This is a genomic window from Bradyrhizobium sp. 1(2017), assembly GCF_011602485.2.
Taxonomy (GTDB): domain Bacteria; phylum Pseudomonadota; class Alphaproteobacteria; order Rhizobiales; family Xanthobacteraceae; genus Bradyrhizobium.
Map to the genome: position 1 here is coordinate 1,770,562 of NZ_CP050022.2, position 24,287 is coordinate 1,794,848.

Here is a 24,287-nt window from a genome sequence, read left to right on the forward strand (position 1 = left end):
ATGACCAACAAGACCCAATCAGCCGAAGGCGCCATGGTCGAATACGTCACCGCGATGATCGGCGGCCAGCTGTTCGGGCTGCCGATCTCCCGCGTGCAGGACGTGTTCATGCCCGAGCGCGTCACCCGCGTGCCGCTGTCCTCGCGCGAGATCGCGGGCGTGCTGAATCTGCGCGGCCGCATCGTCACCGTGGTCGACATGCGCGCCCGCCTCGGCCTGCCCAGGGCCGAGGACGGCAAGGTGCCGATGGCGGTCGGCGTCGACCTGCGCGGTGAATCCTATGGCCTGCTCATCGACCAGATCGGCGAGGTGCTGCGCCTGCCCGAGGCCGGCATGGAGGAGAACCCCGTCAACCTCGATCCCCGCATGGCCAAGCTCGCCGGCGGCGTCCACCGTCTCGACGGCCAGCTCATGGTCGTCCTCGACGTCGATCGCGTCCTCGAGCTCGCGCCTGACATGATGGCGGCCTGATACGGCGGCACTGCCGCCGACGTGCCAGTAGTTGGAAGTACCCCCGCAAAGGGGAGGAAGCAGAGGTTCACATGCGAACTTGTCTCGTCGTTGATGATTCCAGCGTCATCCGCAAGGTTGCGCGCCGGATCCTTGAAGGCCTCGACTTCCAGATCCTCGAAGCCGAGGACGGAGAGAAGGCGCTCGAGGCCTGCAAGCGCGGCCTGCCCGATGCGGTGCTGCTCGACTGGAACATGCCCGTCATGGACGGCTACGAGTTTCTCGGTCATCTCAGGCGCATGCCCGGCGGCGACCAGCCCAAGGTCGTGTTCTGCACCACCGAGAACGACGTCGCGCACATTGCCCGCGCGCTGCACGCCGGTGCCAACGAATACATCATGAAGCCCTTCGACAAGGACATCGTGACGGCGAAATTCCAGGAAGTCGGCCTGATCTGAGCGAACGCCCGGAGGCTGAACGGGTCCTTCGGCGCTGGTTTTCAAATGAACCGTTCGGTCTGAGTTGGTGAGTAATGAGTGTTGCGTTCGCAGGTAAGTCGACCACGGGCTCGTCGCGCGAAGCCGGGCCGCTGCGGGTGATGATCGTCGACGACTCCGTCGTCATCCGCGGTCTGATCTCGCGCTGGATCGGTGCCGAGCACGACATGGAGGTCGCGGCCTCGCTGCGCACCGGACTCGAGGCGGTCAACCAGGTCGAGCGCATCAACCCCGACGTCGCCGTGCTCGATATCGAAATGCCCGAGCTCGACGGCCTGTCGGCGCTGCCGCAGCTGCTGGCGAAGAAGCGCGATCTCGTCATCATCATGGCCTCGACGCTGACCCGCCGCAACGCCGAGATCAGCTTCAAGGCGCTGTCGCTCGGCGCCGCCGACTATATTCCGAAGCCGGAATCGACGCGCGAGGCGTCGGCCGCGGACATCTTCCACCACGATCTGATCCAGAAGATCCGTCACCTCGGCGCGCGCCTGCGCAGAAAGCCCGCGGTTGCGAGCCCGCCATTGGCGCCCGCCGGCCCCGCACCGGCCGCCGCACGTGCACCGGTTGTCGCGCGGCCCGCCGCGCCCGCACCGGCCGTGCATGCGCCGTCGTCGGGAGCGCTGGCCCTGCGCCCGTTCTCGACCCAGACCCCCAAGGTGCTGTTGATCGGCTCATCGACCGGCGGTCCCCAGGCGCTGATGACGCTCGTCACCGAGCTCGGCCCCGTGATCGACCGCGTCCCGGTGCTGATCACCCAGCACATGCCGCCGACCTTCACCACCATTCTTGCCGAGCATCTGGCGCGTTCGAGCCGCAAGCCGGCGGCCGAGGCGGTCGACGGCGAGCCGGTGAAGCCGGGGCGGATCTATCTGGCGCCCGGCGGCAAGCACATGCGCGTCGTGCGCAGCGGCGCGGACGCCGCGATCGCACTCGACGATGGTCCCGCCGTCAATTTCTGCAAGCCCGCGGTCGATCCGCTCTTCACCTCCGCCATCGACATCTGGCACGGCGGCATCCTCTCCGTGATTCTGACGGGCATGGGCTCGGACGGCATGCGCGGGGGCAAGGACATCGTTGCTGCCGGCGGCAGCGTCATCGCGCAGGACGAGGCCACGAGCGTGGTCTGGGGCATGCCGGGCGCGGCGGCCAATGCCGGCATCTGCGCCGCGATCCTGCCGCTCAACCAGATCGGCGCCAAGGTCAAACGCCTGTTCGCGGGAGACCGTTCGTGACGCCGGCGGACTACGACTATCTGCGCAAGTTCCTGAAAGAGCGCTCCGGCCTCGATCTGTCCGCCGACAAACAATATCTGGTCGAGAGCCGGCTGCTGCCGCTCGCCCGCAAGGCGAGCCTATCAGGCCTTCCCGATCTCGTGCTGAAGATCAGGAACGGCGACGGCCGGCTTGCGACCGACGTGGTCGAAGCCATGACCACCAACGAGACCTTCTTCTACCGCGACAAGATTCCGTTCGATCATCTGCGCGAGACGATCCTGCCGGGCCTGATCCAGGCGCGCACGGCGCGCAAGTCCTTGCGCATCTGGTCGGCGGCGTCGTCGACCGGGCAGGAGCCTTATTCGATCGCGATGTGCGTGAAGGAGATGGGCGCGGCGCTCGCCGGCTGGCGCGTCGAGATCGTTGCCACCGATCTGTCGCAGGAAGTGCTGGAGAAGTCCAAGGCCGGCATCTACAGCCAGTTCGAGGTGCAGCGCGGCCTGCCGATCCAGCACCTGATGAAGTATTTCACGCAGATCGGTGAAGTCTGGCAGCTCAATGCCGACATTCGCGCGATGGTGCAGTTCCGCCAGCTCAATTTGCTGCAGGACTTCTCCCATCTCGGGACCTTCGACGTGATCTTCTGCCGCAACGTGCTGATCTATTTCGACCAGGGCACCAAGGCGGTGATCTTCGAGCGCATGGCGAAGGGGATGGAAGCCGACGGCACGCTGCTGCTGGGGGCCGCCGAATCCGTCGTCGGCATCACCGATGCGTTCCGCCCGATCACTGAGCGCCGCGGTCTCTACCAGCTCAACCCCGCGCGCTCCGGACGGCCGATGGGCGGATTGATGCCGCAGCCGCTGAAGGTCGCCGCGGCGAGGTGAACTTCTCCTCGTCATTCCGGGGCCGCGCGTGAGCGCGGAGCCCGGAATCCATAACCACAGGCCATCGCCATAGGCAGGTGATTAGACGCGAGCTGTTCGATCCGCCTGTGGCTATGGATTCCGGGCTCACTCGCTTTGCGAGTGCCCCGGAATGACGGGCGCCTCACAAGATCGCATGCGGCAGGAAGCGCGAGCGGTTGCCGGTGATCGGGCTCTCGTCCTCGCGGATCGACAGGCCGCACGGTTCGTGGTTCACCAGCCAGCTTCCAATCACCGGATAGAAGCCCGAAAAATTCGGCAGCGGTGCCAGAGCCTGCCGCACGAAACCCTCGGCGCCGTAGGGGCCCGCCTGCTCGTCGAGCGGCATGCCGCCCGACACCAGCGTGACGTTGGCGCCCTCGCGCGACAGCAGCGGCTTGCGCACATAGGACGTGCCGAGCTCGGCGGCGCGTGGATCGTCCTCGAAGAAGGCCGGCAGCAGATTGGGATGGTTCGGAAACAGCTCCCACAGCAGCGGCAAGATACCCTTGTTGGAGAGCACTGCCTTCCACGGCGGCTCGATCCAGCGCGTCGGTGCGTCCTTGAGCTTGGCGCCGAAGGCGTCGTGGAACATCCATTCCCAGGGATAGAGCTTGAAGGCCAGCGCGATATCGCAATCGTCGAGATCGACGAACCCGCCGGTCTCATCGCGCCAGCCGACCTGCTCGATGTCGAGCAGCCGGGTCGAAAGCCCCGCCTGGCGCGCGGTGTCTTCGAGATAAGCGAGTGTACCGGCGTCTTCCTCGTTGCCGGTGATACCGGTGAGATGGATTTGGCGGCCGCTGGCGATCTCCTTCCAAGCTGCGATCAGCCGCTCATGGATGGAGTTGAATTGATCGGCACGCGAGGGGATGACGCGCCGCTCGATCGCCTGCTCGAGCCAGGTCCATTGGAAGATGGCAGCCTCGAAGAGCGAAGTCGGCGTATCCGCGTTGTATTCGAGCAGCTTTGCCGGACCTTTGCCGTCGAACGTCAGGTCGAGCCGGCCATAGAGGCTGCGGTCGTCGCGCTCCCAGCTCTCGGCGATCAGGCTCCAGAATGTTTCCGGAATCTTCAAGCGGCGCAAATATCGCTCGTCGCGGATGATGCGGCCGGCGAGCTCAACGCACATCGCGTCGATCTCGCCGGTCGGCGTCTCGATGCCGCGCTCGATCTCGTCGAGGGTGAAGCCGTAATAGGCGCGCTCATCCCAATAGCGTTCGCCGTCGATGGTGTGGAAGACGAAGCCGCACTGCGCTGCGGTCTCTCGCCAGTCGTCGCGCTCGAGACAGGTGATGCGCTGCATGGGTCAGCCGCCGCCCGAGAAGCCATGGCCGAACGAGCCGAAGCCGCCGCGGCTCACGCTGCTGTGGCCGGAGTCGGACGACGTTCCCGACGAGGAATGGCTCGAGGTATCGCTGCTGAAGAAGCTCGATCGCGACGACCAGCGCGAGCTGCTGCCGCCTGACGAACTGCTGCTGCTACTGCTGCACGTCGTGGTCGTCTGCCCCGGCACGGCGCCAGGAGAGGTCTCGCAGTTCTGACGCGGCATCAGCGTGTAGGCGGTGGTGCCGACCGCGATCGTGCCCATCACCAGCAGCGCGACATGGCCGGAGCGCTTCACCGGCGGCCGCATGGCCGGCGGCTCGGCCACCGGCCGGCGCTTGCCGAACTCTTTTTTGGAAGGTTTGTCGGGCATTTCAGTAGATCATGCTGGCGGCGTTCAGCAGGCCCGCGGCGAGCGAAGACAGGCCGAGCCAGATGGCCGGCGCAAGCTCGCCGGCGGCGATCCGCGCAGACAGGTTCGGCACCGGCACTCTCACCAGAAAGAACACAATGACCTGCACGATCAGCGCGATCGTCGCCCAGATCAGGCAGTCCAGCACGTTGGCCGAATGTGCGATGGCGCTGACCAGCGGCGACACAAAGCCGAGCAGGCTGAGGCCGAGCGCGATCGCGGCGGCCGGCTCGTTGTCGCGGATGAGCTGAAATTCGTTATGCGCCGTGATGCGGGTGTAGACGAACAGATAGGCCACGATCGCGATCAGCCCGGTGCAGAAATAGACCAGGAAGGCGGGCAGGCCGGCGAGTGATTGCAGGATCATCGTTCCCCCATCGTGCAGCGACCATTCGTCGGCGCGAAGAGGATAGCGGTTCAACGGCTGGAGGGCGATGAAACCTCCGGCCTGCCCCAAAAAACAAAACCCCGCCATTTGCGGCGGGGTCCAGGCTGGGAGGAGCGAGCCTGACAAGGCTCGCGACGTAAGCCCTGAGGTCAGGCGGGGATGCGTTCGTCGGCCTCGTGCGGCTCGCGCAGCACGTAGCCGCGGCCCCACACGGTCTCGATGAAGTTGCGTCCCTCGGAGGCGTTGGCCAGCTTCTTGCGGAGCTTGCAGATGAAGACGTCGATGATCTTCAGCTCGGGCTCGTCCATGCCGCCATAGAGATGGTTGAGGAACATTTCCTTGGTGAGGGTCGTGCCCTTGCGGAGCGAGAGCAGCTCCAGCATCTGATATTCCTTGCCGGTCAGATGCACGCGCTGGCCGCCGACTTCCACCGTCTTGGTGTCGAGGTTGACGACGAGGTCGCCGGTCTGGATGACCGACTGGGCATGGCCCTTGGAACGGCGCACGATCGCGTGGATGCGGGCAACCAGCTCGTCCTTGTGGAAGGGCTTGGTCATGTAGTCGTCGGCGCCGACGCCGAGACCCTTGACCTTGTCCTCGATGCCGGCGAGGCCGGAGAGGATCAGAATCGGTGTCTTGATCTTGGAGACCCGGAGCTGCTTGAGCACGTCGTAGCCGGACATGTCGGGCAGGTTGAGGTCGAGGAGAATAATGTCGTAGTCGTATAGTTTACCGAGATCGACGCCTTCTTCCCCCAAATCGGTCGTGTAGACGTTGAAGCTCTCAGACTTCAACATCAGCTCGATCGACTGCGCGACGGCGCTGTCATCTTCAATCAGCAAAACGCGCATGCCAGTTCCCCATAGTCGCCGCTCCTGGGCGTCAGGTCGGCCGCATTCGCGGCACTCAACAAAACGCCTTTGAACAACTGATTCGGATCCTGACAACAGATGGTTAACAAACTCTGATTCTGGAACGCAAGTCCCCCCGGTGCAATTTTTGTCGAATCGCCCTAAGGTCTTGTGCGCGAAGCAGCTTTCGTCACCCGATTCCGTTCAAGTTCCACTTTAAGAGACGGGCCTAACCGACTCCCGCGACTCAGCCTTCTTCTGAAGGGGAGTCACGCTCAGTCTCAAAGACAGTGACGCAATGATTAATGATGCGGGTAAACACGAAGTTAAGCGCCGTTCAGAAATATGGCGAAACTTAAGGTTCTCACCGTGAAGGCCCGTGATCGCGCAGCGACCCTGGGGATGACCAAGGCGCGTCCCTTAATGAAGGTCCACCGATGAAGGCTCTGGCCGAACAGATCGGCGACATCGACGGCATCAACATCTACGGCCGCGTGGTCGGCGTGCGCGGCCTGATGGTCGAGGTGGCCGGTCCCATTCACGCGATGTCGGTCGGCGCGCGGCTGGTGATCGAGACCGGCGCCAACCGTTCCATTCCCTGCGAGGTGATCGGCTTCTCCGGCAACAACGCGGTCGTGATGCCGTTCGCCGGCCTCGACGGCGTGCGCCGCGGCTGCAAGGCGGTCATAGCCAATGCCGCCAATCAAGTGCGGCCGTCATCGGCCTGGCTCGGCCGCGTCGTCAATGCGCTGGGCGAGCCGATCGACGGCAAGGGGCCGTTGCCGCAAGGTTCCTCGCCGATGCCATTCCGCAATGCGCCGCCGCCGGCGCATTCGCGCAAGCGCGTCGGCGCGCCGCTCGATCTCGGCGTGCGCGCGATGAACACCTTTCTCACCTGCTGCCGTGGCCAGCGCATGGGCATCTTCGCGGGCTCCGGCGTCGGCAAGTCGGTGCTGCTGTCGATGCTGGCGCGCAACGTCGATGCCGCGGTCAGCGTCATCGGGCTGATCGGCGAACGCGGCCGCGAGGTGCAGGAATTCCTGCAGGACGACCTTGGCGATGAGGGCCTTGCGCGCTCCGTCGTCGTGGTCGCGACCTCGGACGAACCGGCGCTGATGCGCCGCCAGGCCGCCTATCTGACGCTCGCGGTCGCCGAGTATTTCCGCGACGAGAACAAGGATGTGCTCTGCCTGATGGATTCGGTGACGCGCTTTGCCATGGCCCAGCGCGAGATCGGTCTGTCCGCCGGCGAGCCGCCGACGGCCAAGGGCTACACGCCGACCGTGTTCACCGAGCTGCCGAAGCTTCTGGAGCGCGCCGGGCCGGGCCTCGGCGAGGGCGCCATCACCGCGATCTTCACGGTGCTGGTCGATGGCGACGACCATAACGAGCCGATTGCGGATGCCGTCCGCGGCATCCTCGACGGCCATATCGTGATGCAGCGCTCGATCGCCGAGCGCGGCCGCTACCCCGCCATCAACATCCTCAAATCGGTCTCCCGCACCATGCCGAAATCGGCCGATCCGCAGTTCTGGCCGACGATCCAGCGGGCACGGCAGGTGATGGCGACCTATGCGGACATGGAGGAATTGATCCGGCTTGGCGCCTATCGGGCCGGCTCCAGCCCCGAGGTCGACGAGGCGATCCGCCTCCACGAGCCGCTGGAGGCCTTCCTGCGCCAGCGCAAGGACGAAAATGCATCACTGGCGGACGGCTACCGCCAGTTGGCTCACATCCTAGGGAATTTGGAAACGGAACGCTAACTTTGTCAGGTCATCATCCGATCCCACAGAGTAGCAGAGCCGGTCTTGGTCCCAATCGGGCCTGTGGGGAGACCGGTGCCGTCCCACGTGCAGCGAGGGGACTTCTGGGGAGTACGAGTCGATGAAGTCACGTGATACCCTCATCCGCCTGAAGAAGTTTCAGGTCGACGAGAAGCGCCGCCGGGTCACCCAGATCGAGACCATGATCGCCGACTTCCAGCGGATGTCGGTCGACCTGGAACGCGAGATCCAGACCGAGCAGGAGCGCGCCGGGATCAACGATCCCTCGCACTTCGCCTATCCGACCTATGCCAAGGCCGCGATCCAGCGCCGTGAGAACCTGACCCGCTCGGCCGACGAGCTCAAGGGCCAGCTCGACGAGGCCAAGGCCGCGCTGGCCGAGGCCTTCGAGGAACTGAAGAAGGTCGAGCTGCTCGACGAGCGCGACCAGGCCCGCGAGCGCGCCGAAGAGAACGCCCGCGAGCAGGCCGACCTCGACAGCATCGGCCTGATGCGCGCCCGCATCGGTGCCGTCGCCTGAGGGCGCCGGCAAGCCAGACCGCCGAGAAATCCGCAAAACCCGGACCCGCAAGGTCCGGGTTTTCGTTTGTGCTGTCCACAGCGTGACGCGGCGCCCCTTGGTGGTCGGCTTTGTCGCGCGCTATGGTGGTGCAGTGCCATGGCTTGCGCGGAACGCGACGGGCCGCGTGTCGGGAGGCTGAATGCTGACGCCAGCAGAGCTGGTCGGGCTGATTGAGGAGGTGGCGAAGGGCGATCAGGCCGCGTTCGAGCGCCTCTACGTCGCCACGCGCGCGAAACTCTATGGCGTCGTGCTCCGTATCTTGCGCCGGCAGGATCTTTCGGAGGAGGTCATCCAGGAGACTTACGTCAAGATCTGGAACGGCGCCGGTCAGTTCAATCCGGCGCTGTCCTCGCCGATCACGTGGATGGCGTCGATTGCGCGCAACCGTGCCATCGACGTCGTGCGCAAGAAGTCGGAAGCCTCCATCGAGGAAGAGCCCCAGGCGATGGAGGTGGCGGCCGACAATCCCGATCCGCTGGCGCGGCGGGAGATGACGGAGGAGCTGAAGCGGCTCCTGGAATGTATCGGCCGGCTCGAGCCGGACCGTCAAAGGCTCGTGCTTCTCGCCTATTACAATGGCTGGAGCCGCGAGCAATTGGCGGAGAAATTCGCCGCGCCGGTCAACACGGTGAAGACGTGGCTCCGGCGCAGCATGCTGGATATCCGGGAATGCCTCGGACTGTGATGGCTTGGATGATGACGTGGCTTGGATGATGAGGACGGTTCTGGACTGCAATTGATGGCCCACACGGAGGACCATATCGCGCTCGCCGCGGAATATGCGCTCGGTACGCTCGACGCCGACGAGCGCGCGCAGGTCGAGACCATGATGGCGGTGGACCCGGTGTTCGCCGAGATCGTGCAGGCCTGGGCCTTCCGGCTCGGCGTCCTCAACCAGATGGTCGGCTCGGCGGAGCCGCGTCCGGTGGTGTGGGAGAACATCAGGTCCGAGATCGCGCGCACCGCGGCTGCGCAGCAGCCGCCTGCGCTTGCCGAGGCTTCGCCGCCACCTCCGCCCATCCCTGACTTGCCCGCGCCGGAAACTGCTTCGTCGGATTCCTCGGCCGAGGCGGTGCCATCCTCGGAGCCGCCGCCTGGCGCAGCAGAGCAGCCGGAGACGCCGCGCCCCGAGCCCGATGCCATCCCGCACATCGCGCCGCAATTCATCCCGCAGGTCCATGCTCCCGATCTCAACGTCGTCCGCGCGGCCGAGGCGCCGATCATCGACGACGGCAATCTGATCCGGCTCGAGGGGCGCGTGAAGCGCTGGCGCAACATCGCGTCTGCCGTCGGTGCGCTGGCGGCCGCTCTGCTCGTGACGCTGTCGCTTCAGATCTTCCAGCCCGATGCGCTGCCGGGCGGCTTGCGTCCTGCGCCGCGCATCCAGACGGTGGAAGTGAAGACGCCCGCGCCGCCGCTCACCCCGTCCGCGCAATATGTTGCCCTGCTCCAGGGCCCGGCTGGCGGCCCCGCCTTCATCCTCACCATCGACGGCGCGACGCGGAGTTTCACGGTCCGCAAGGTCGGCGCGACCCTGGAGCCCGGCAAGAGCTTCGAGCTCTGGCTGATCTCCGACAAGCTGCCGCGGCCGCGCTCGCTCGGCGTCATCGGTGCAAGCGATTTCACCGCGCGTCCGCTGCTTTCGTCCTACGATTCCGACGTCGTCAACGGCGCGACCTACGCCGTCACCGTCGAGCAGGCCGGCGGCTCGCCCAATGGCGAGCCGACTTCGGCCCCGGTGTTCTCCGGCAAGCTGATCGAGACCGTGCCGCCGGCGCAGCCGCAGCAACAGCCGCCGGCGAAGAAGTAATTCCGTAGCGCGGACGAGCGAAGCGATATCCAGGACCAGCGTCCCCGCACGCCGCTCCGCTCATGCGGGCCAGGGTGCGCTCATGTCGCCAAGGTCCATTCCGCCGTCGCAATCCGACAAGTCCCCCTGAATCCGCTCCCGATTTGAACCTCGCCGCAATTCGCGGCGTCAAATCCCCGGAATTTGCAGTCGGCGCCGCCGATCGCGGAGCCGGAGAGGGGCTAGAAATCAGATGGATGCAGCGAAAACGCCCGGCATCTTCATTCACCAATATGCGGGGCTGCCGCACGGCCCGGCATTCGAGCAGTGGCGCGAGCGGGCCTTCGGTTCCTGCGGCCTCGATATCGGGCCGAGCCGGGGCGACAGCATCGACTGCCGGCTCCAGGTCAGTGTCGTCGACAACATCGCGCTCGCGATTCCCGAAGGCGCTTCCGCGCAATATTCGCGCACGCAGAGCCATCTTGCCGACGGCAGCGACGATCTCGTGCTGATCGCAGCCCATGCGGGCCATGTCCGCGTCGGGCAGAACGGCCACACCGTCGACCTCGCGCCGTCGCAGATGGTGCTCGTCGACATGGGCATCACCGGCACCGTCGGCCATACCGACGAGGACCGCTTCACCACCATTCGCATGCCGCGCCGCGCGCTGCTCGACATCAATCCGCGCGCCGAGGCGAAACTCTCGCAGGTGCTCTCCGACGGCGCGGTCGCCGAAACCATCTTTCGCTACCACGGGCTCGCCGCCAATCAGGGGCCGCATCTCGACGCCGTCGGCCAGCGCCTGACCGCGCAGCACATGGTCGATCTCGTCGGCCTGCTGCTCGGGACCGACGCCGAGCATGCCAGCCTTGCGCGTGGGCGCGGGCATGCGGCGGCGCGTCTCGATCTCATGCGCGCCGACGTGATGGCCGCACTCGGCCGCAACGATCTCTGCCTGTCCGAGATCGCAACGCGCTCGGGCCTCAGCCCGCGGCAGGCGCAACGCCTGTTCGAGCAGGCCGGCACGACCTTCACCGAGTTCGTGCTGGAGCAGCGCCTGCTCCAGGCGCGCAAGCTGCTCTCCGATCCCCGCGCCAGGACGCGCAAGATCAGCGACATCGCCCACTCCTCGGGCTTCGCCGATCTGTCCTATTTCAACCGCGCCTTCCGCAAACGCTTTGGCGCGACCCCGTCGGAATTGCGCGAGGCGTAAGCCGCGATATTGTGCAGCGGCGCAGCACTGCCGCATTTGGTCGATGCGGGCTGTTGAGCTATATTGCCCCGCGCGGGCAGGCCGCAGCATTGCTTTGGAAAGTATAGTAGGCGGACATGGCGCTTATCGTCGTGCTCGGCGCCGGGTTTGCGGGCCTGTGGGCGGCTATCGGCGCCGCACGCAAGCGCGACGAGATCGGTGCCAACAGTGACATCGAGATCCACCTCGTCGACCGCAATCCCTATCACAATATCCGCGTGCGCAATTACGAGGCGGATCTCGGCGAGGTCGCGCTGCCGCTGCCGCAACTGCTCGACCCGATCGGTGTCAGCCACGGCATCGGCGAGGTCGAAGCCATCGATCCGGCACTCCGCGAAATCTCGCTGGTCACGAGCGGCGGCGAGGAGACGCTGCAATATGACCGCCTCGTGCTGGCGCTCGGCAGCGAGGTGATGCGTCCCGACATTCCGGGCCTTGCCGAGCATGCCTTCGACGTCGACACCTATGCCGCGGCGCTCCGCCTCGAGGATCATCTGGTCTCGCTCGGACGCAGCGTGCCGGCGCCGGGGCGCTCGACCGTCGTCGTGGTCGGTGCCGGCTTCACCGGCATCGAGGTCGCGGCCGAGATGCCGGCGCGGCTCGCGCGTGCGGGCATCAGCGGCAACCGGCGCATCATCCTCGTCGATTCCAATCCGGCGGTCGGCGCCACCATCGGCGCGCAGGCGCGTCCCGTCATCGAGATGGCCCTGGCCTCGCTCGACGTCGAGATGCGGCTCGGTGTGCGCGTCACCTCCGTCGAGGCGGCTGGCGTGCATCTGAGCTCGGGCGAGTTCGTTGCGACGCAGACGGTGATCTGGTGCGCCGGGATGCGCGCAAGCCCCTTGGCGGCGAGCTTTCCGGATGCGCGCGATCGCCTCGGGCGGCTCCTGGTCGATCCCTACATGCGGGTTGCGGATGTGCCTGGCGTGTTCGCGGCCGGCGACGTGGCCTCGAGCGTGGTCGACGGACTGCATCCGACCGTGATGTCCTGCCAGTTCGCGCGCCCCATGGGCCGCTTCGCCGGCCACAATGTGGTGGCCGATCTCGCCGGCCTGCCGATGCTGCCGCTGCGGATCGACTGGTACGTCACCGTGCTCGATCTCGGCGGCTGGGGCGCGCTCTATACCGAAGGCTGGGATCGCGAGGTGCGGACGACCGGCGCAGCGGCAAAGGCGACCAAGGAGATCATCAACCGCAAGCGCATCTATCCGCCGCTGACCGGCAATAAGGACGAGCTATTTGCAGCGGCTGCGCCGACCGTGCAGGCGCCGCCGCCGACCTATGGAGTGCCGCGTCGTTGAGCTGGATCGTGGGTCCATCAACCAAGCGAGGCGACGGGTTTGCGCGGTCGGGCTGCAGCGGAGCGGCAGCAGCCCTTGTCCGCCCCGGGCCCCTTAGCCGACTTTGCCGTTCAATGCCGAGAGGTCGCCTTCTGACCCATAGCAGACGAGGCCCGCTCGAAGGGCTGCCTGCGAAAGCATCGGTCGAGGAGATTACCTCTTGCCCAAATCCTCTGCGAAGCGCAGGAGGTAGCCGTCAGGGTCTTGGACCAGGAATTGCCTGTTGCCGCGCTCCTCTCCTGCGATCCGATACCACGCGTCATGACACTCTCTGAAGAGAGGCCATTTCTCGCGCTTGAGTGCATCGAGAAGAGGCGCCACGGATTCGACGAACATTTGAAAGTTGATCCCGCGTCCAAGTGGTCGTTGCAGAGCCCCGGTTTCCCAGTTGCCATTGTGTTGCTTCAGCATGACCTGCGAGCCTTGTAGCTCGATGTACACGAAGCGGTTTTCGGGTCGCTGATACGCGATTTGGAAGCCGAGTATCTTGCACCAGAAATTCTCACTCCCTTTTAGGTCAAAAACTTCCAGCTCAGGGACGAGCCGGGCAAAGCCCCCGGTTGGCGATCTATCGGTTGGAAGTCCCATGGCTCGCTAATCCTTCCGCATGCGTAATTTGGTACAGGGCACTCGGGCACGACGCTGCTCTTGCGGGGAAAATCAGATATCATCCACGGGGCGCTTTGACGACCGCTAATGGCCCTTAACTGAATAAGACTGAAGCTATTGTGATGTCGGCTATCGGCGGTGGACCGGACGCGGGCCGTGCGTACCTCGACCGCCGCTTGTGACCCAGAGCAGACTCCGCTCGCGTCAAGGTCGCCCATTCAGTTCCTATTTGGTCCTCGATAGAAATCGTAAGCATTCAGCTCATTCGCGAACGATTCACCAGTGTGGAGCCGACTGCCATCGAGCTGACCCTGAATTGTCTTCAGCCAAGGCAGCTTTGTTTCGACCGCGCGAGTAATCGGGTCATCTGTCACCTCGATGGTCACCTCACGGAGCGCAACGTCAGCACCAAAGGTTGCTCGGAGATTTGCTGGATCAACCTGCACCACCGACTTCGGATCATTGGGGTCGCTAAAGTGAACCAACATTGGAATTACATCGAGCGGCAACACGCGATGAGGGCGCCGCTTAATCAACAGCCGCACTTTTGGAAGAGGATCGATCTCACCCTTGAGCAGATCGGCAAAAACGTGAAACAGCATCCAAGCAGGGCCACCTAGATCTCCAAATCCTGTCTTCGGTCCTCGCAGAAGCGCGAAGAGTGTGCGGTGAGAGCCGAGGTCAACCATCACAGCTTCGCCGCTGATCTCACTTCCAGCCCCGCCCATAGACCCAAAGATGGGTCTCATGTCGGATTGCTTGACCTGGATGACGCCAGAACCACTGACGAGCCTGCCATCAACATCTACGTTAACCGTTAGTCGGTATCTGATTGTTTCGCTCAGGCTACCACAGCCAGTTAATGCGCTCACTAGAACGCAGAGCGCGGCCAGCCGTTTCGCAAGGAGTAGAGCCATCGCCGTACCAATTCACGCCGCTAATCTGATCGAGCTTTCTTGCGCTTTAACAAGCTTTGGTTGTGCATGGCGACGCGCTAAAGTTCAGTAAATGTTTGTCCCGGCCGCCCGTAAAGGCGCAAAGCTGGGCAGAGCTTCACTTCCGCTTGTGGCCCTCGGCGGACCAATCGCGGCACAGTGGGCTAGGGCAAATTTTGATCCATTGCGGACTAAGAACTGTTGCGGCAGTGTTTGTACTGCACTTTCGGCTTGGCTGACGAAAGCCCTGTCCTATTGTTGCTTCATGGCGATTTGGCAATTCGACTTTTATCTCCTCCCCCGCGAAGCCGCTGAGCGGCTTCATGGATCGTCGCCCGTAGTGCTCGGAGCGCTTCGAAGCAGCCGTGCTCAAGACATGGATGGCGATCCAAATCCACACAGCTATTGGAATGGCCGCGAATGTTACTCTTACGAGAACGCCGTGGCCGCGTTGCTACCGGCTAGGAAGTCATGGGCTCCTGAGGGGCTCATGTTCGGTGACGAGAGAAGCGATAGTATCGAGCTATGGGACGACAGCTTTTTTATCCGACTGGACATGCGGCGATTTAATGCGGCGCTGGCCCGCTCGATTGTTGGCTTGGCCGCGGCTGATGGTCTAATGCTCGGTATGGTTGAAACAGGTCATCTGCTGCCGGCATCATACCCCATGCTGCTTCGCCAGATCGTACAGTCCCGGGCGCTCAAATTTGCACGAGATCCCATTGGGACATTGAGCGTGTAACCTAAGACCGTCCGTTCACCGGAAGCGAGGCCTTGATAGATGATGATTGAAAACGAAGGGCCAAAGATCGGGTCTGAAGACATTGCGGCCATAGAATCTGAGCTGGATGCCGAGTTATCATCCGAGTATCGCGAATTTCTCTTGAGATATAACGGTGGTACTCCAACGCCAGACGCTGTGGACGTGCCGGACGCGCTGGGAACACCGACGGACGTACAGGTGTTCTTTGGCATTCGCAGATCAACAGCAGCCAGTAATCTGTCGTGGAATCTCGGTCTGATTTCGGACCGTTGTCCGGGTTGCCACGTTCTGCCAATCGCATGTGATTCGGGCGGGAATTTATTTTGCCTGAAAGTCGAGCGCGGCATTGCTGCCGAAGTTGTGTGCTGCGACCTAGGCTCTCCCGACTGCAAGTGCTATCCAGTGGCGCCGACCTTCGGAAAATTCCTCAGCTGCCTTAGAGCGTATGGGCAATAGCTCGTCTGAGCTTATTTCCGACGACGAGGTCTAAGACGATCACCCCAGATGCCCGCTTCTGACCCATCTGCGAAGTTGCGTCGTGTCTGTCCGAGGTCCGCTCATCGCGCTGGTGCGGACCAAATATGCTCCACCTGAGTTCTTCGCATTTTGACCCAAAGCAGACAATCCATGCATTGTTCATCTATGGTTGTCCGGGACTAGAGATCACAAGAGAGCCGATGTCGGGGCTGAGTAAAGGCGCAACGTGGATGATTGCCAAACCAACCTTGAGCGGACCTCGCGTGTTGTTGCGGAATCCCGAGCCGCGAGATTTGACCGATCGCCTCGTACTGGGGTTTGACCCCGCGATTGTTCACATGTTCGGCGTTGACCCCAACCTCGCAAACACGATCCCAGCCTTGGCGCCGTTGACGACTGGTTCAGCGGCGGCATGGCTCGCATGGCTCGCAAACGAGCCACATGGGTGGGTAGTTGAGCACGAAGGGCACCTCCTCGGTGATGTACGCTTGATTGCGACGCCGGTCGACCGCGCTCCGGGGCGGGCAGAGTTGGCAATATCTCTTTACGATACCGCCAAGCTTGGTTTAGGTCTCGGACGCGAGACGATCCGCCTCGTCCTAGACCATGCCTTTAGAACCCTTGAATTGCACCGCGTTGGTTTGCGAGTAGCGTCATACAATGAGCGCGCAATCCGCTGCTATGCGGCGTGTGGGTTCATCGTAGAAGGGCGCATCCGAGAGGCATCGCTCATAGCTGGTGAACGGTTCGACGATCTGGTAATGGGGATTCTAGCCAGCGATTTTCACAAAGCCGCCGTCAAGAGCAATTGCTAGGACCGTATCACTGAGGCGGTGCGGGGGGCATCGCTTGCGAGCGTCGGGGGTATCATGGCGATTTCTGCTTCTGGGCCCGTAGCGGGCCTCCCGCACCCTTCGCTGATTTGTCAACTTGTGACCCTAAGCGGACAAAACACCCTTACGATAGAGCAACTGGTGCAACGGCCGGGGCGTTCTAGGACGGTGCTACTTCGGCATGAAACGTTAACTGCTATCAACCAGAACTGTAGCCAAGCCGGATTATGCCATGCGACAAAAGCGCAATGGAAATGACGCTCCGAATGACCATTGTGGCGGTCCTCGCTGTGGCGACGTCGTCATTGTCATGGTCAAGTCGATCAGCCTCCGCGCAAAGCTTTGATCCAGTCGGCAAGCTGTCCACCTGGTACACGGATCGCAATTCAATCGACATAGAGATCACGGCAGCCAATGGCGCAGGGAACGAGGCGCGCCCCCTTGACCCGCCGCGCGTGCTTCGCCTTCGCCTAGAGCGCGCTTACGTCCACACGCTAATTAGTAAGCCTTCCATCAGCATCGTCGGGCTCTCATTTGATCTCCCAACCGGGCTGCCGAGTGCCTTGTTCACGGCCCCTCCCGAGCAAGTCGACGTCCGAGGAGATCCGATCCGCCAGCTATCCCACTCCGAGGCGATCGCGCGCATGATCAACGTTGTTGTTGAAAGCAACATATCAGGCGAAAGCATGGGGGGCGCCTCGGCGAAGATAAGCAAGTGTAAAGGGGCGGAAATCCAGAGCGATCTGCTCGCCTTCGACAAGGATCGTGATCGTGCTTGCAAGATCTGGTCACTTTTTTCCGGCGCGAAGTACGTGGGGCATCTTTCGGAGAATAACTGGCTGTTCATTCTCTGCACGAATTCACCGATCGGATGCACGGTCCGATTCCCCTTTGAGGGCTTCTTCCCTTCTGTGTCATTCAATGTAAGGCACCTGAGCCAGTGGAGGACGATAATCGAGAAAGCGACCGCGTTTCTGAAGTCTAAGGAGCTGCCGTGACGCAGCGATGGATGTCGGTTTATGGCCCATCGCTTCAGTTGGCGCAGTGCATCGGTAGCTCTGTAGGCGGGGTAGAGCAGAAGGCATCGCCTCCGGTGCGGACTGCCGCACTTGACCCAAAACGAACAAAACTAGGTCGATTTCAGGGGAATTTTCATTTGAGCGGCACCAAACGTCCCTGTCATCTCGATGGGTTCGCTTGCCGGTGCACTGCACCTGCGAACCAACCGGACGGCATCGACATACGCAATGCTCTGCCGGTGCGCTTCGATGTCTGTGCAGAGCGCCGCTACCTGCTCGGGTTCGAAATCAATTTCAGCCGGATCAAGTTGCAAATCTGTTTCTACAACAAGGACGGTTTTTTTGCCGGTTCGATCGAAAACGTATTCGACCCGAACCGACCTCGCGTTCCGGTCCGTTATCATTGGTTACTTCCTCGCGCGGTCCGAAATCGCTTATTGACCATCGACATGATGGGTGAAGTGATCGTTTTGGGAAAAGCCCTCGGTCCTTCGTTCGCTGGTTTGGGGCGCCCTATTACGGATGAATGCGAAATACAAGAAGGCCAGTATAGCGAGTAACGCGATGGGTACTCCTACCCAATTCGGCATGATGCACTCCGTCGGCAGCCTTGGGTGCCCACACAGGGCGCGTCCGTATAGCACATTCAGCTTTTGGGAGGGCTTTGCTCATCCAGATTGGTTTCCCGTTTCTTTCGACGTGTGGGATCATCTCCAACGCGATGTCTGGATTTGGCCCGTAGCTGACCTTGCTGCGCGGTTCGCGAATCGTCAGCTTTGGTTTCAATTCCAGACATCTGACGCAGAAGCTACCGGTCGAACCAATTCGGCGGAGGTGGCCCAGCTACAAGCCTTTGCGTTGCCCGACGGGCAAAACACCCAAGAAGTCGGTCAATGCCCGGTGTTAAAAACATTCCACTTTACCGAAATTCGGAAATGGCGTATCCATCACGGCAACCCGGCCCAAGGAAGAGGGGCGTATCGCGATCGTCACGAACGCGGGCCGGGCGGCGGTGGACGCGGGTCACATCGGCGCGAAGGGCTTTTGCAGGGCGGGCGACCGTGAGCGAAGGCGTCGCGCACACGACCGGGGTGATCTGCGTACGGCAAAATCGTGTGGTCCTGGCGCCCGGGGTCTGTGCGCCAAGTCGTGCGGTGATGTCGCGGCCCAACCGGGTTCGCAGCATCAGTCATCCGCAAGGCGACGGGGGCAATAGTGCATCGCTCCCCGGGGAGAGCACGACATAAGCCGTAAACCCACTGCGCAGGGAAGGCCGGATGTTTGGCTTCACCTGTATGCCGCTGTGCAGATTCTTGTTGCCACCTTTCGCACAGTGGACCGTGGGTGCCCGGCCGGCACCCGGTCTTCCCTGCGCCCTTTTTCAATTGGGGGTGAAGCGACGAAGCATAGCTCGGGCGAGATCAGCCGCGAGGATGCGAAGGTGTGACTGCAAATGAAGATGCGGCGCTCGTGCCCTAAAACACCGTCATTGCGAGCGAAGCGAAGCAATTCAGACTGCTTCCACAGAGGCGGTCTGGATTGCTTCATCGCAAGAACTCCTCGCAGTGACGAGGGTGAGGCGAGAGTTCGAAATCTTCCGACATACCCCAGACAGGCGAAAGCGCCCGTGGGGGGCGGGCGCTTTCAGTAGTCGACTTGGGGTTGGGGTCGTCTACATATCCACGTGGCGACTTTGGGGGGCTGGTAAAGGGCCGCGTGAATTCAAAAAACTCGTCAGATCTCCTTAGCGAACGAGGGACGCGTTCGAGCTGGTGACAACGACCGGCTTGCCGGCCTTGATGACGCGGGCCGTCTCGGTCAGACCTTCATCCGAGCCAGTCGAGCCCGTGCGTGCCGTGATACCGAGGCCTGCCACCGCGATCCCTGCGACGAGGGCCACGACCACGATTTTCAAATGGGTCGAGCGATCTGCGCTGTAGATCGAGTGGTTCATGGAAGGCTCCTGCCGCCATCTACCCAAAGTAGTCGCCAGCCTATTGAGGCAGGTTCATGCTTCCGGTGCCCAACAACCTAGTATTGGGGGGAATCGTTCCCAAGAGGTCATCACAAGAGCGTGAAATGACGTGAAAGATCGCGATCAAAAGCGACCCTTGATCGTGCAATTATATAATTATTTCAAAGCTGTAATGTGCTTTCGAGTGGCTCTTTTGGTCTTTGGTCGACAAGGCGCCAGGAACTCAAAAACCATTTGCCTGTGGCCGAAAAACACACGGCTTCTTAAGCCAAATCAGATGCTTCCGACGGTTTTCAACCTCGCCCTGGGGTGGATTTCGGCCTGCGACAGCACGGTGGTCTGGGCCCGGAACCGTTCCACCAGGGAACGCACGAACGGACGAATTGCCGCAGAGGTCACCAGCACTGGCGCTTCGCCTTCGCGCGCGGCGCGCTCGAAGGCCTCGCGCACGCCGGTCATGAACTCCGACAGTTTCGAGGGCTGCATGGCCAGGCTGCGCTCCTCGCCCTGGCCGATGATCGATTCGGCGAAGGCCTGCTCCCAGCGCGCCGACAGGGCAATCAGCGGCAGATAGCCGTTGTAGGAGGTGTTCTGCGCGCAGATCTGGCGCGCCAGCCGGGCGCGGACATGCTCGACCATGGTCGCGGGGTTGCGCGAGAACGCGAGCGAGTCGGCGATGCCTTCCAGGATGGTCGAGAGGTCGCGGATCGAGATGCGCTCGGCGAGCAGCAGTTGCAACACGCGCTGAATGCCGGAGACCGTGACCTGGCCCGGCACGATGTCCTTGACCAGCTCGCTCTGCTCCTTCGGCAGCTCCTTGAGCAGCTTCTGCACCTCGCCATAAGAGAGCAGGTCCGACATGTTGGCCTTGAGCAGCTCGGTGAGGTGGGTCGAGAGCACGGTCGCGGCGTCGACGACGGTGTAGCCCTTGAGCGAGGCCTCTTCCTTGAGGCTGGCATCGACCCAGGTCGCGGGCAGGCCGAAGGTCGGCTCTGTCGTGTGGATGCCGGGCACCTGCACCTGGCTGCCGCCGGGGTCCATGACCATGAACTGGTTGGGCCAGATCTTGCCGGAGCCCGCGTCGACCTCCTTGATCTTGATGATGTAGGTGTTGGCCTCGAGCTGGACGTTGTCGAGGATGCGCACCGCCGGCATCACGAAACCCATCTCGATCGCGAGCGATCGGCGCAGCGCCTTGATCTGCTCGGTGAGGCGGTCGGTGCCGTCGGGGCCGTTGACCAGCGGCAGCAGCGCATAGCCGAGCTCGATCTTGAGGTCGTCGATCTTGAGTGCCGCCGAGATCGGCTCTTCGGCGGCAGTCGCGCCCGGCGCACCCGGCGTGCCCGGGGCAGGCGCGGCCTTGGCAGCTTCCTCGGCCTTGACGGCGGACTTCTTATGGTTGCGGGCGTTCCAGGCCAGCGCGCCGGCGCCGGCGCCGAGCGCCAGGAAGGGGAGGGTCGGAATGCCCGGCAGCGCCGCCAGCACCAGCATCACCGCCGAGGACATCGCGAGCGCCTGCGGATATCCGGAGAACTGCTTCATCAGCGCCTTGTCAGCGGCGCCGGAGACGCCGGCCTTGGAGACGAGCAGGCCGGCCGCGGTCGAGACGATCAGCGCCGGCACCTGGGTGACGAGGCCGTCACCGACGGTCAGCAGCGTGTAGGTGCGGCCCGCGTCGGCAAAGGACATGCCCTGCTGCGCCACGCCGATGATCATGCCGCCGACGACGTTGATGAAGACGATCAAGAGGCCGGCGATGGCATCGCCGCGGACGAACTTGGAGGCACCGTCCATGGCGCCGAAGAAGCCGCTTTCGTCCTCCAGCTCCTTGCGCCGCTCCTTGGCGACCTTCTCGTCGATCAGGCCGGCGGACAGGTCGGCGTCGATCGCCATCTGCTTGCCGGGCATGGCGTCGAGGTGGAAGCGGGCGGCGACTTCGGCGATGCGGCCCGAACCCTTGGTGATGACGACGAAATTGACGATGATCAGGATGGCGAAGACGATGATACCGATGACGAAATTGCCGCCCATCACGAAATTGCCGAAGGCCTCGATGACGTGACCGGCGGCAGCAGTGCCCTCATGTCCGTGCGACAGGATCAGTCGGGTCGAGGCCATGTTGAGCGACAGGCGCAGCATGGTCGAGATCAGCAGGACGGTTGGGAAGGCGGAAAATTCCAGCGGCGCCTGGATGAACAGCGAGGTCATCAGGATCAGGATCGAGAGCGTGATCGAGATCGCCAGGAACAGGTCCAGCACGATCGCGGGCAGGGGGAGGATCAGCACCACCAGGATGGTGAGGACGCCGAGCGCCAGCGCGATGTCGCCGCGCTTGAGGATGGTGACGATCTCGTTGAGGGAGGGGATCGAGGGCCTTGCTGCGCCTACGCCCTGTCCTGCGGTGACGTCGACCATGGTAGCTGCCTCCCCGCGCGGCTGCCGTCCGCGCGCCCCAAACGTCTGCGCAGCGGCCGAGGGGCCGCCGTTCCGAAAGTGAGGCACCGCACTGGCGTCCACAGGGAATCCCCCGTTCTACGCGGCTGACGACACTCGACTTCACCCGGCAATTCTTGCCGGGTGTATGGTTAGCAAAGGGTTAACGGAGGGGTTGGAAGGGACGGACCGGGGTGTTTCGGTGGCTCTGAGAGCGTCATTCCGGGGCGATGCGCCGCATCGAACCCGGAATCTCGAGATTCCGGGTCTGGTCCTTCGGACCATCCCGGAATGACGGCTTTGGCTGGCAGCCCCTACTTCGCCTTCTCCATCCTCGTCACCGTGTACCCCGACGCCGCCTCCTCGGCCTCGAACGTCACCTTGTCGCCGACCTTCACCTGCTTGAGCATCGCGGAATCCTTGACGCGATAGACCATGGTCATGGGCTCCTCCATGCCGAGGCTCTTCGCTGGTCCGTGCTTGAGCGTGATCTTGCCGGCGCTCTCGTCGATCTTCTTGACCTCGCCGCTGATCGAGGCGGCGCCGGCCGCCAGGACTCCGGTGACAACGGCGCAGGTGACAACGCTCGACGTCAGCGCCAGCGCAGCAGTGATACGGATGATGCGGTTCATGAGTGTCTCCTTTCGCCTTACTTGACGGTGACGTTGCCGACCATGCCGTAGTCGCGATGGTCGGGGATCAGGCAGGAAAATTCGAACGTGCCGGTCTTGCTGAACTTCCACAGGATCTCGGCGGTCTTCTTCGGCTCGAGCCGCACCCCATTGGGGTCGTCATGCTCCATGTGCGGATGCTTCTTCATCTCCACCGCATGCGCGAGATTCTCCTTGGTTGTGGCGAGCAGGAATTCGTGGTCTTCCTTGCCGACATTGCGCAGCACGAAGCGGATCTGCTCGCCGCGCTTGACCTCGATTTTCGCGGGCGTGTAGTCCATCTCGTTCATCAGGATCTCGATGGTGCGCGCCGGCTTCCTGGGATCGCCGGGCTCGCCGGCCGAAAAGGTTGCGTGCCCGTGCTTGTCGTGGGCGAGGGCCGGCGCGATCGAGAGCGCGGCCAGCGCGAGGCCGAGCCCGGCAGTCTTCTTCATTGCAGTCTCCTGTTGCTTCATCGAAACGCTCACATCTTCATGTTCTTCATCGGCGGGCTGCCCGGCTTTTGCCGCGCCGGCTCCGCAGCCGGGGCGGTCACTTCGTAGGCGACGGTGCCCTGCGGATACTTGTACGGTCCGGGATCGCGGTAATCGTCGCGTGGGAGGTCCTCGCGGATCTTCATCACCGTGAACATTCCGCCCATCTCGATCGGCCCGAACTGGCCGGTGCCGGTCATCATCGGCAAAGTGTTGTCGGGCGCGGGCATCTCCATGTTGCCCATCGCCATGCCCGTCGAGCCCATGGCCATGCTGTCAGGCGCGAGCTTGCCGACGGCCTTGGCGAGATCCTTGCGCGACACGCCGATCAGGTTGCGCACCTCGTGCCCCATCGCGTTCATGGTGTGATGCGACTTGTGGCAGTGGAACGCCCAGTCACCGGGATTGTCGGCGAGCACGTCGAACACCCTGATAGCGCCGACCGGCACGTCCGTGGTCGTTTCCGGATACTGCGCGCTCTCCGGGATCCAGCCGCCGTCGGTGCAGGTCACCGCGAAGCTGTGGCCGTGCAGATGGATCGGATGGTTGGTCATGCTGAGATTGCCGATACGCACGCGCACCTTGTCGCCGAGCCGCACCGGCAGCGGATCGATGCCGGGAAACACCCGCGCATTCCAGGTCCACATGTTGAAGTCGGTCATTTCGTTGACCAGCGGCAGATAGGTGCCGGGATCGACGCGATAGGTGCTCATCACGAAGACGAAGTCGCGGTCGACGGGCCGGAAGTGCTGATCGCGGGGATGCACGACCACCATGCCCATCATGCCCATCGCCATCTGCACCATCTCGTCGGAATGCGGGTGGTACATGAAGGTCCCGCTCTTCTTCATCTCGAACTCGTAGACGAAGGTTTTTCCCGGCTGGATATGCGGCTGGGTCAGTCCGCCGACGCCGTCCATGCCGCTCGGAATGATCATGCCGTGCCAGTGCACAGTGGTATACTCGGGCAGTCTGTTGGTGACGAAGATGCGGACCTTGTCGCCCTCGACGGCCTCGATCGTCGGGCCCGGCGACTGGCCGTTGTAGCCCCACAAATTCACCTTCATGCCCTCGGCGAACTCGCGCACCACGGGTTCGGCGACGAGATGGAATTCCTTCCAATCGCCGTTCATGCGGAACGGCAGCGACCAGCCGTTCAACGTGACGACGGGCCGATAGTCGGGGCCGCTGATGGGGTGCAGCGGCGGCTGCATCACCACCTTGTCCATGTGCGCAGCTTCCGGAATAGCGGCGGCCTGGACGCGGCCACTGATGGCCGAGGCGCCGGCAAGGGCGGCGGCGCCCAAAAATCCTCGTCGGGAAAACATG

General features: G+C 63.1%; 26 protein-coding genes. 15 read left to right on the forward strand and 11 right to left on the reverse strand.

Annotation, left to right across the window (positions count from 1 at the left end; genetic code table 11):
* The 4 genes from HAP40_RS08505 (at window position 1) to HAP40_RS08520 (ending at window position 3,048) form a co-directional block, all read left to right on the forward strand.
* The gene (locus tag HAP40_RS08505) at window positions 1–471 is read left to right on the forward strand and encodes a chemotaxis protein CheW (RefSeq protein ID WP_166818232.1); all 471 of its coding nucleotides are present in this window, start codon (window positions 1–3) and stop codon (window positions 469–471) included.
* Between the two features lie 71 nt (window positions 472–542).
* Window positions 543–908, forward strand: a complete 366-nt coding sequence (locus HAP40_RS08510; protein ID WP_007600538.1) for a response regulator — start codon at window positions 543–545, stop codon at window positions 906–908.
* A 74-nt stretch (window positions 909–982) separates the two neighbouring features.
* Window positions 983–2,179, forward strand: a complete 1,197-nt coding sequence (locus tag HAP40_RS08515) for a protein-glutamate methylesterase/protein-glutamine glutaminase (protein WP_166818231.1) — start codon at window positions 983–985, stop codon at window positions 2,177–2,179.
* Entirely contained in the window at window positions 2,176–3,048 is an 873-nt protein-coding gene (locus HAP40_RS08520; RefSeq protein WP_166818230.1) for a CheR family methyltransferase, read from the forward strand. The genes HAP40_RS08515 and HAP40_RS08520 overlap by 4 nt, the downstream gene beginning before the upstream one ends.
* Before the next feature lie 163 nt (window positions 3,049–3,211).
* Here HAP40_RS08520 and HAP40_RS08525 read toward each other — a convergent pair whose 3' ends face one another.
* The 4 genes from HAP40_RS08525 to ctrA all read right to left on the reverse strand — a co-directional run bounded on the left by HAP40_RS08525 (window position 3,212) and on the right by ctrA (window position 6,043).
* A complete protein-coding gene (locus HAP40_RS08525; RefSeq protein WP_166818229.1) occupies window positions 3,212–4,372 on the reverse strand; it encodes a glutathionylspermidine synthase family protein in 1,161 nt (386 codons plus the stop codon).
* A gap of 3 nt (window positions 4,373–4,375) precedes the next feature.
* A complete protein-coding gene (locus HAP40_RS08530; RefSeq protein ID WP_166818228.1) occupies window positions 4,376–4,765 on the reverse strand; it encodes a hypothetical protein in 390 nt (129 codons plus the stop codon).
* A 1-nt stretch (window position 4,766) separates the two neighbouring features.
* Window positions 4,767–5,171, reverse strand: coding sequence for a DUF350 domain-containing protein (locus tag HAP40_RS08535; RefSeq protein ID WP_166819577.1), 405 nt, complete (start codon window positions 5,169–5,171; stop codon window positions 4,767–4,769).
* A gap of 170 nt (window positions 5,172–5,341) precedes the next feature.
* Complete coding sequence (ctrA, locus tag HAP40_RS08540; protein WP_016848562.1) at window positions 5,342–6,043, reverse strand: response regulator transcription factor CtrA; 702 nt, start codon at window positions 6,041–6,043, stop codon at window positions 5,342–5,344.
* Between the two features lie 437 nt (window positions 6,044–6,480).
* On the opposite strand from ctrA, the gene fliI reads away from it, so the two are divergent.
* The 6 genes from fliI (at window position 6,481) to HAP40_RS08570 (ending at window position 12,731) form a co-directional block, all read left to right on the forward strand.
* On the forward strand, window positions 6,481–7,806 hold the full coding sequence (gene fliI, locus HAP40_RS08545; RefSeq protein ID WP_166818227.1) for a flagellar protein export ATPase FliI: 1,326 nt from the start codon (window positions 6,481–6,483) through the stop codon (window positions 7,804–7,806).
* A 121-nt stretch (window positions 7,807–7,927) separates the two neighbouring features.
* On the forward strand, window positions 7,928–8,347 hold the full coding sequence (gene fliJ, locus HAP40_RS08550) for a flagellar export protein FliJ (RefSeq protein WP_011084990.1): 420 nt from the start codon (window positions 7,928–7,930) through the stop codon (window positions 8,345–8,347).
* A gap of 181 nt (window positions 8,348–8,528) precedes the next feature.
* The gene (locus HAP40_RS08555; RefSeq protein ID WP_166818226.1) at window positions 8,529–9,074 is read left to right on the forward strand and encodes a sigma-70 family RNA polymerase sigma factor; all 546 of its coding nucleotides are present in this window, start codon (window positions 8,529–8,531) and stop codon (window positions 9,072–9,074) included.
* Between the two features lie 54 nt (window positions 9,075–9,128).
* Window positions 9,129–10,199 (forward strand): anti-sigma factor, encoded by a 1,071-nt coding sequence (locus HAP40_RS08560; RefSeq protein WP_166818225.1) that lies wholly within the window; start codon window positions 9,129–9,131, stop codon window positions 10,197–10,199.
* A gap of 232 nt (window positions 10,200–10,431) precedes the next feature.
* Window positions 10,432–11,391 carry a helix-turn-helix transcriptional regulator gene (locus tag HAP40_RS08565; protein WP_166818224.1) on the forward strand — a complete coding sequence of 320 codons (960 nt, stop codon included), beginning with the start codon at window positions 10,432–10,434 and terminating at the stop codon, window positions 11,389–11,391.
* Window positions 11,392–11,507: 116 nt separating this feature from the next.
* Entirely contained in the window at window positions 11,508–12,731 is a 1,224-nt protein-coding gene (locus HAP40_RS08570) for an NAD(P)/FAD-dependent oxidoreductase (protein WP_166818223.1), read from the forward strand.
* 192 nt (window positions 12,732–12,923) lie between these two features.
* On the opposite strand, the gene HAP40_RS08575 is transcribed toward HAP40_RS08570, so the two are convergent.
* Together HAP40_RS08575 and HAP40_RS08580 are read right to left on the reverse strand one after the other, a co-directional pair.
* On the reverse strand, window positions 12,924–13,358 hold the full coding sequence (locus HAP40_RS08575) for a bleomycin resistance protein (RefSeq protein WP_166818222.1): 435 nt from the start codon (window positions 13,356–13,358) through the stop codon (window positions 12,924–12,926).
* Window positions 13,359–13,597: 239 nt separating this feature from the next.
* The gene (locus tag HAP40_RS08580; RefSeq protein ID WP_166818221.1) at window positions 13,598–14,296 is read right to left on the reverse strand and encodes a hypothetical protein; all 699 of its coding nucleotides are present in this window, start codon (window positions 14,294–14,296) and stop codon (window positions 13,598–13,600) included.
* Between the two features lie 508 nt (window positions 14,297–14,804).
* Between HAP40_RS08580 and HAP40_RS08585 the strand changes: the two genes are divergently transcribed.
* The 5 genes from HAP40_RS08585 (at window position 14,805) to HAP40_RS08605 (ending at window position 17,966) form a co-directional block, all read left to right on the forward strand.
* Complete coding sequence (locus HAP40_RS08585; RefSeq protein ID WP_166818220.1) at window positions 14,805–15,056, forward strand: hypothetical protein; 252 nt, start codon at window positions 14,805–14,807, stop codon at window positions 15,054–15,056.
* 39 nt (window positions 15,057–15,095) lie between these two features.
* Window positions 15,096–15,533 (forward strand): SMI1/KNR4 family protein, encoded by a 438-nt coding sequence (locus tag HAP40_RS08590; RefSeq protein ID WP_166818219.1) that lies wholly within the window; start codon window positions 15,096–15,098, stop codon window positions 15,531–15,533.
* A 221-nt stretch (window positions 15,534–15,754) separates the two neighbouring features.
* Window positions 15,755–16,369 carry a GNAT family N-acetyltransferase gene (locus HAP40_RS08595; RefSeq protein ID WP_166818218.1) on the forward strand — a complete coding sequence of 205 codons (615 nt, stop codon included), beginning with the start codon at window positions 15,755–15,757 and terminating at the stop codon, window positions 16,367–16,369.
* Between the two features lie 266 nt (window positions 16,370–16,635).
* The gene (locus HAP40_RS08600) at window positions 16,636–17,385 is read left to right on the forward strand and encodes a hypothetical protein (RefSeq protein WP_166818217.1); all 750 of its coding nucleotides are present in this window, start codon (window positions 16,636–16,638) and stop codon (window positions 17,383–17,385) included.
* Window positions 17,382–17,966: a hypothetical protein gene (locus HAP40_RS08605; RefSeq protein WP_166818216.1), complete on the forward strand. Its 585-nt coding sequence runs from the start codon at window positions 17,382–17,384 to the stop codon at window positions 17,964–17,966. Before HAP40_RS08600 ends, HAP40_RS08605 begins: the two co-directional genes overlap by 4 nt.
* A gap of 1,184 nt (window positions 17,967–19,150) precedes the next feature.
* Here HAP40_RS08605 and HAP40_RS08610 read toward each other — a convergent pair.
* From HAP40_RS08610 to HAP40_RS08630, 5 genes are all read right to left on the reverse strand, one after another.
* Window positions 19,151–19,360: a hypothetical protein gene (locus tag HAP40_RS08610; protein ID WP_166818215.1), complete on the reverse strand. Its 210-nt coding sequence runs from the start codon at window positions 19,358–19,360 to the stop codon at window positions 19,151–19,153.
* Window positions 19,361–19,654: 294 nt separating this feature from the next.
* Window positions 19,655–21,796 carry a flagellar biosynthesis protein FlhA gene (gene flhA / locus HAP40_RS08615; RefSeq protein ID WP_166818214.1) on the reverse strand — a complete coding sequence of 714 codons (2,142 nt, stop codon included), beginning with the start codon at window positions 21,794–21,796 and terminating at the stop codon, window positions 19,655–19,657.
* Between the two features lie 332 nt (window positions 21,797–22,128).
* On the reverse strand, window positions 22,129–22,446 hold the full coding sequence (locus HAP40_RS08620) for a copper-binding protein (RefSeq protein ID WP_166818213.1): 318 nt from the start codon (window positions 22,444–22,446) through the stop codon (window positions 22,129–22,131).
* A gap of 17 nt (window positions 22,447–22,463) precedes the next feature.
* A complete protein-coding gene (locus HAP40_RS08625; protein WP_166818212.1) occupies window positions 22,464–22,919 on the reverse strand; it encodes a cupredoxin domain-containing protein in 456 nt (151 codons plus the stop codon).
* Between the two features lie 29 nt (window positions 22,920–22,948).
* Window positions 22,949–24,286, reverse strand: a complete 1,338-nt coding sequence (locus HAP40_RS08630; RefSeq protein WP_166818211.1) for a copper oxidase — start codon at window positions 24,284–24,286, stop codon at window positions 22,949–22,951.
* Between the last annotated feature and the right edge of the window lies 1 nt (window position 24,287).

Coding starts and splice junctions, on each gene's coding strand:
- HAP40_RS08505 (WP_166818232.1), top strand. CDS start 1: ATGACCAACAAGACCCAATCAGCCGAAGGCGCCATGGTCGAATACGTC.
- HAP40_RS08510 (WP_007600538.1), top strand. CDS start 543: ATGCGAACTTGTCTCGTCGTTGATGATTCCAGCGTCATCCGCAAGGTT.
- HAP40_RS08515 (WP_166818231.1), top strand. CDS start 983: ATGAGTGTTGCGTTCGCAGGTAAGTCGACCACGGGCTCGTCGCGCGAA.
- HAP40_RS08525 (WP_166818229.1), bottom strand. CDS start 4,372: ATGCAGCGCATCACCTGTCTCGAGCGCGACGACTGGCGAGAGACCGCA.
- HAP40_RS08530 (WP_166818228.1), bottom strand. CDS start 4,765: ATGCCCGACAAACCTTCCAAAAAAGAGTTCGGCAAGCGCCGGCCGGTG.
- HAP40_RS08535 (WP_166819577.1), bottom strand. CDS start 5,171: ATGATCCTGCAATCACTCGCCGGCCTGCCCGCCTTCCTGGTCTATTTC.
- ctrA (WP_016848562.1), bottom strand. CDS start 6,043: ATGCGCGTTTTGCTGATTGAAGATGACAGCGCCGTCGCGCAGTCGATC.
- fliI (WP_166818227.1), top strand. CDS start 6,481: ATGAAGGCTCTGGCCGAACAGATCGGCGACATCGACGGCATCAACATC.
- fliJ (WP_011084990.1), top strand. CDS start 7,928: ATGAAGTCACGTGATACCCTCATCCGCCTGAAGAAGTTTCAGGTCGAC.
- HAP40_RS08555 (WP_166818226.1), top strand. CDS start 8,529: ATGCTGACGCCAGCAGAGCTGGTCGGGCTGATTGAGGAGGTGGCGAAG.
- HAP40_RS08560 (WP_166818225.1), top strand. CDS start 9,129: ATGGCCCACACGGAGGACCATATCGCGCTCGCCGCGGAATATGCGCTC.
- HAP40_RS08565 (WP_166818224.1), top strand. CDS start 10,432: ATGGATGCAGCGAAAACGCCCGGCATCTTCATTCACCAATATGCGGGG.
- HAP40_RS08570 (WP_166818223.1), top strand. CDS start 11,508: ATGGCGCTTATCGTCGTGCTCGGCGCCGGGTTTGCGGGCCTGTGGGCG.
- HAP40_RS08575 (WP_166818222.1), bottom strand. CDS start 13,358: ATGGGACTTCCAACCGATAGATCGCCAACCGGGGGCTTTGCCCGGCTC.
- HAP40_RS08580 (WP_166818221.1), bottom strand. CDS start 14,296: ATGGCTCTACTCCTTGCGAAACGGCTGGCCGCGCTCTGCGTTCTAGTG.
- HAP40_RS08585 (WP_166818220.1), top strand. CDS start 14,805: ATGTTCGGTGACGAGAGAAGCGATAGTATCGAGCTATGGGACGACAGC.
- HAP40_RS08590 (WP_166818219.1), top strand. CDS start 15,096: ATGATGATTGAAAACGAAGGGCCAAAGATCGGGTCTGAAGACATTGCG.
- HAP40_RS08595 (WP_166818218.1), top strand. CDS start 15,755: ATGTCGGGGCTGAGTAAAGGCGCAACGTGGATGATTGCCAAACCAACC.
- HAP40_RS08600 (WP_166818217.1), top strand. CDS start 16,636: ATGGAAATGACGCTCCGAATGACCATTGTGGCGGTCCTCGCTGTGGCG.
- HAP40_RS08610 (WP_166818215.1), bottom strand. CDS start 19,360: ATGAACCACTCGATCTACAGCGCAGATCGCTCGACCCATTTGAAAATC.
- flhA (WP_166818214.1), bottom strand. CDS start 21,796: ATGGTCGACGTCACCGCAGGACAGGGCGTAGGCGCAGCAAGGCCCTCG.
- HAP40_RS08620 (WP_166818213.1), bottom strand. CDS start 22,446: ATGAACCGCATCATCCGTATCACTGCTGCGCTGGCGCTGACGTCGAGC.
- HAP40_RS08625 (WP_166818212.1), bottom strand. CDS start 22,919: ATGAAGAAGACTGCCGGGCTCGGCCTCGCGCTGGCCGCGCTCTCGATC.
- HAP40_RS08630 (WP_166818211.1), bottom strand. CDS start 24,286: ATGTTTTCCCGACGAGGATTTTTGGGCGCCGCCGCCCTTGCCGGCGCC.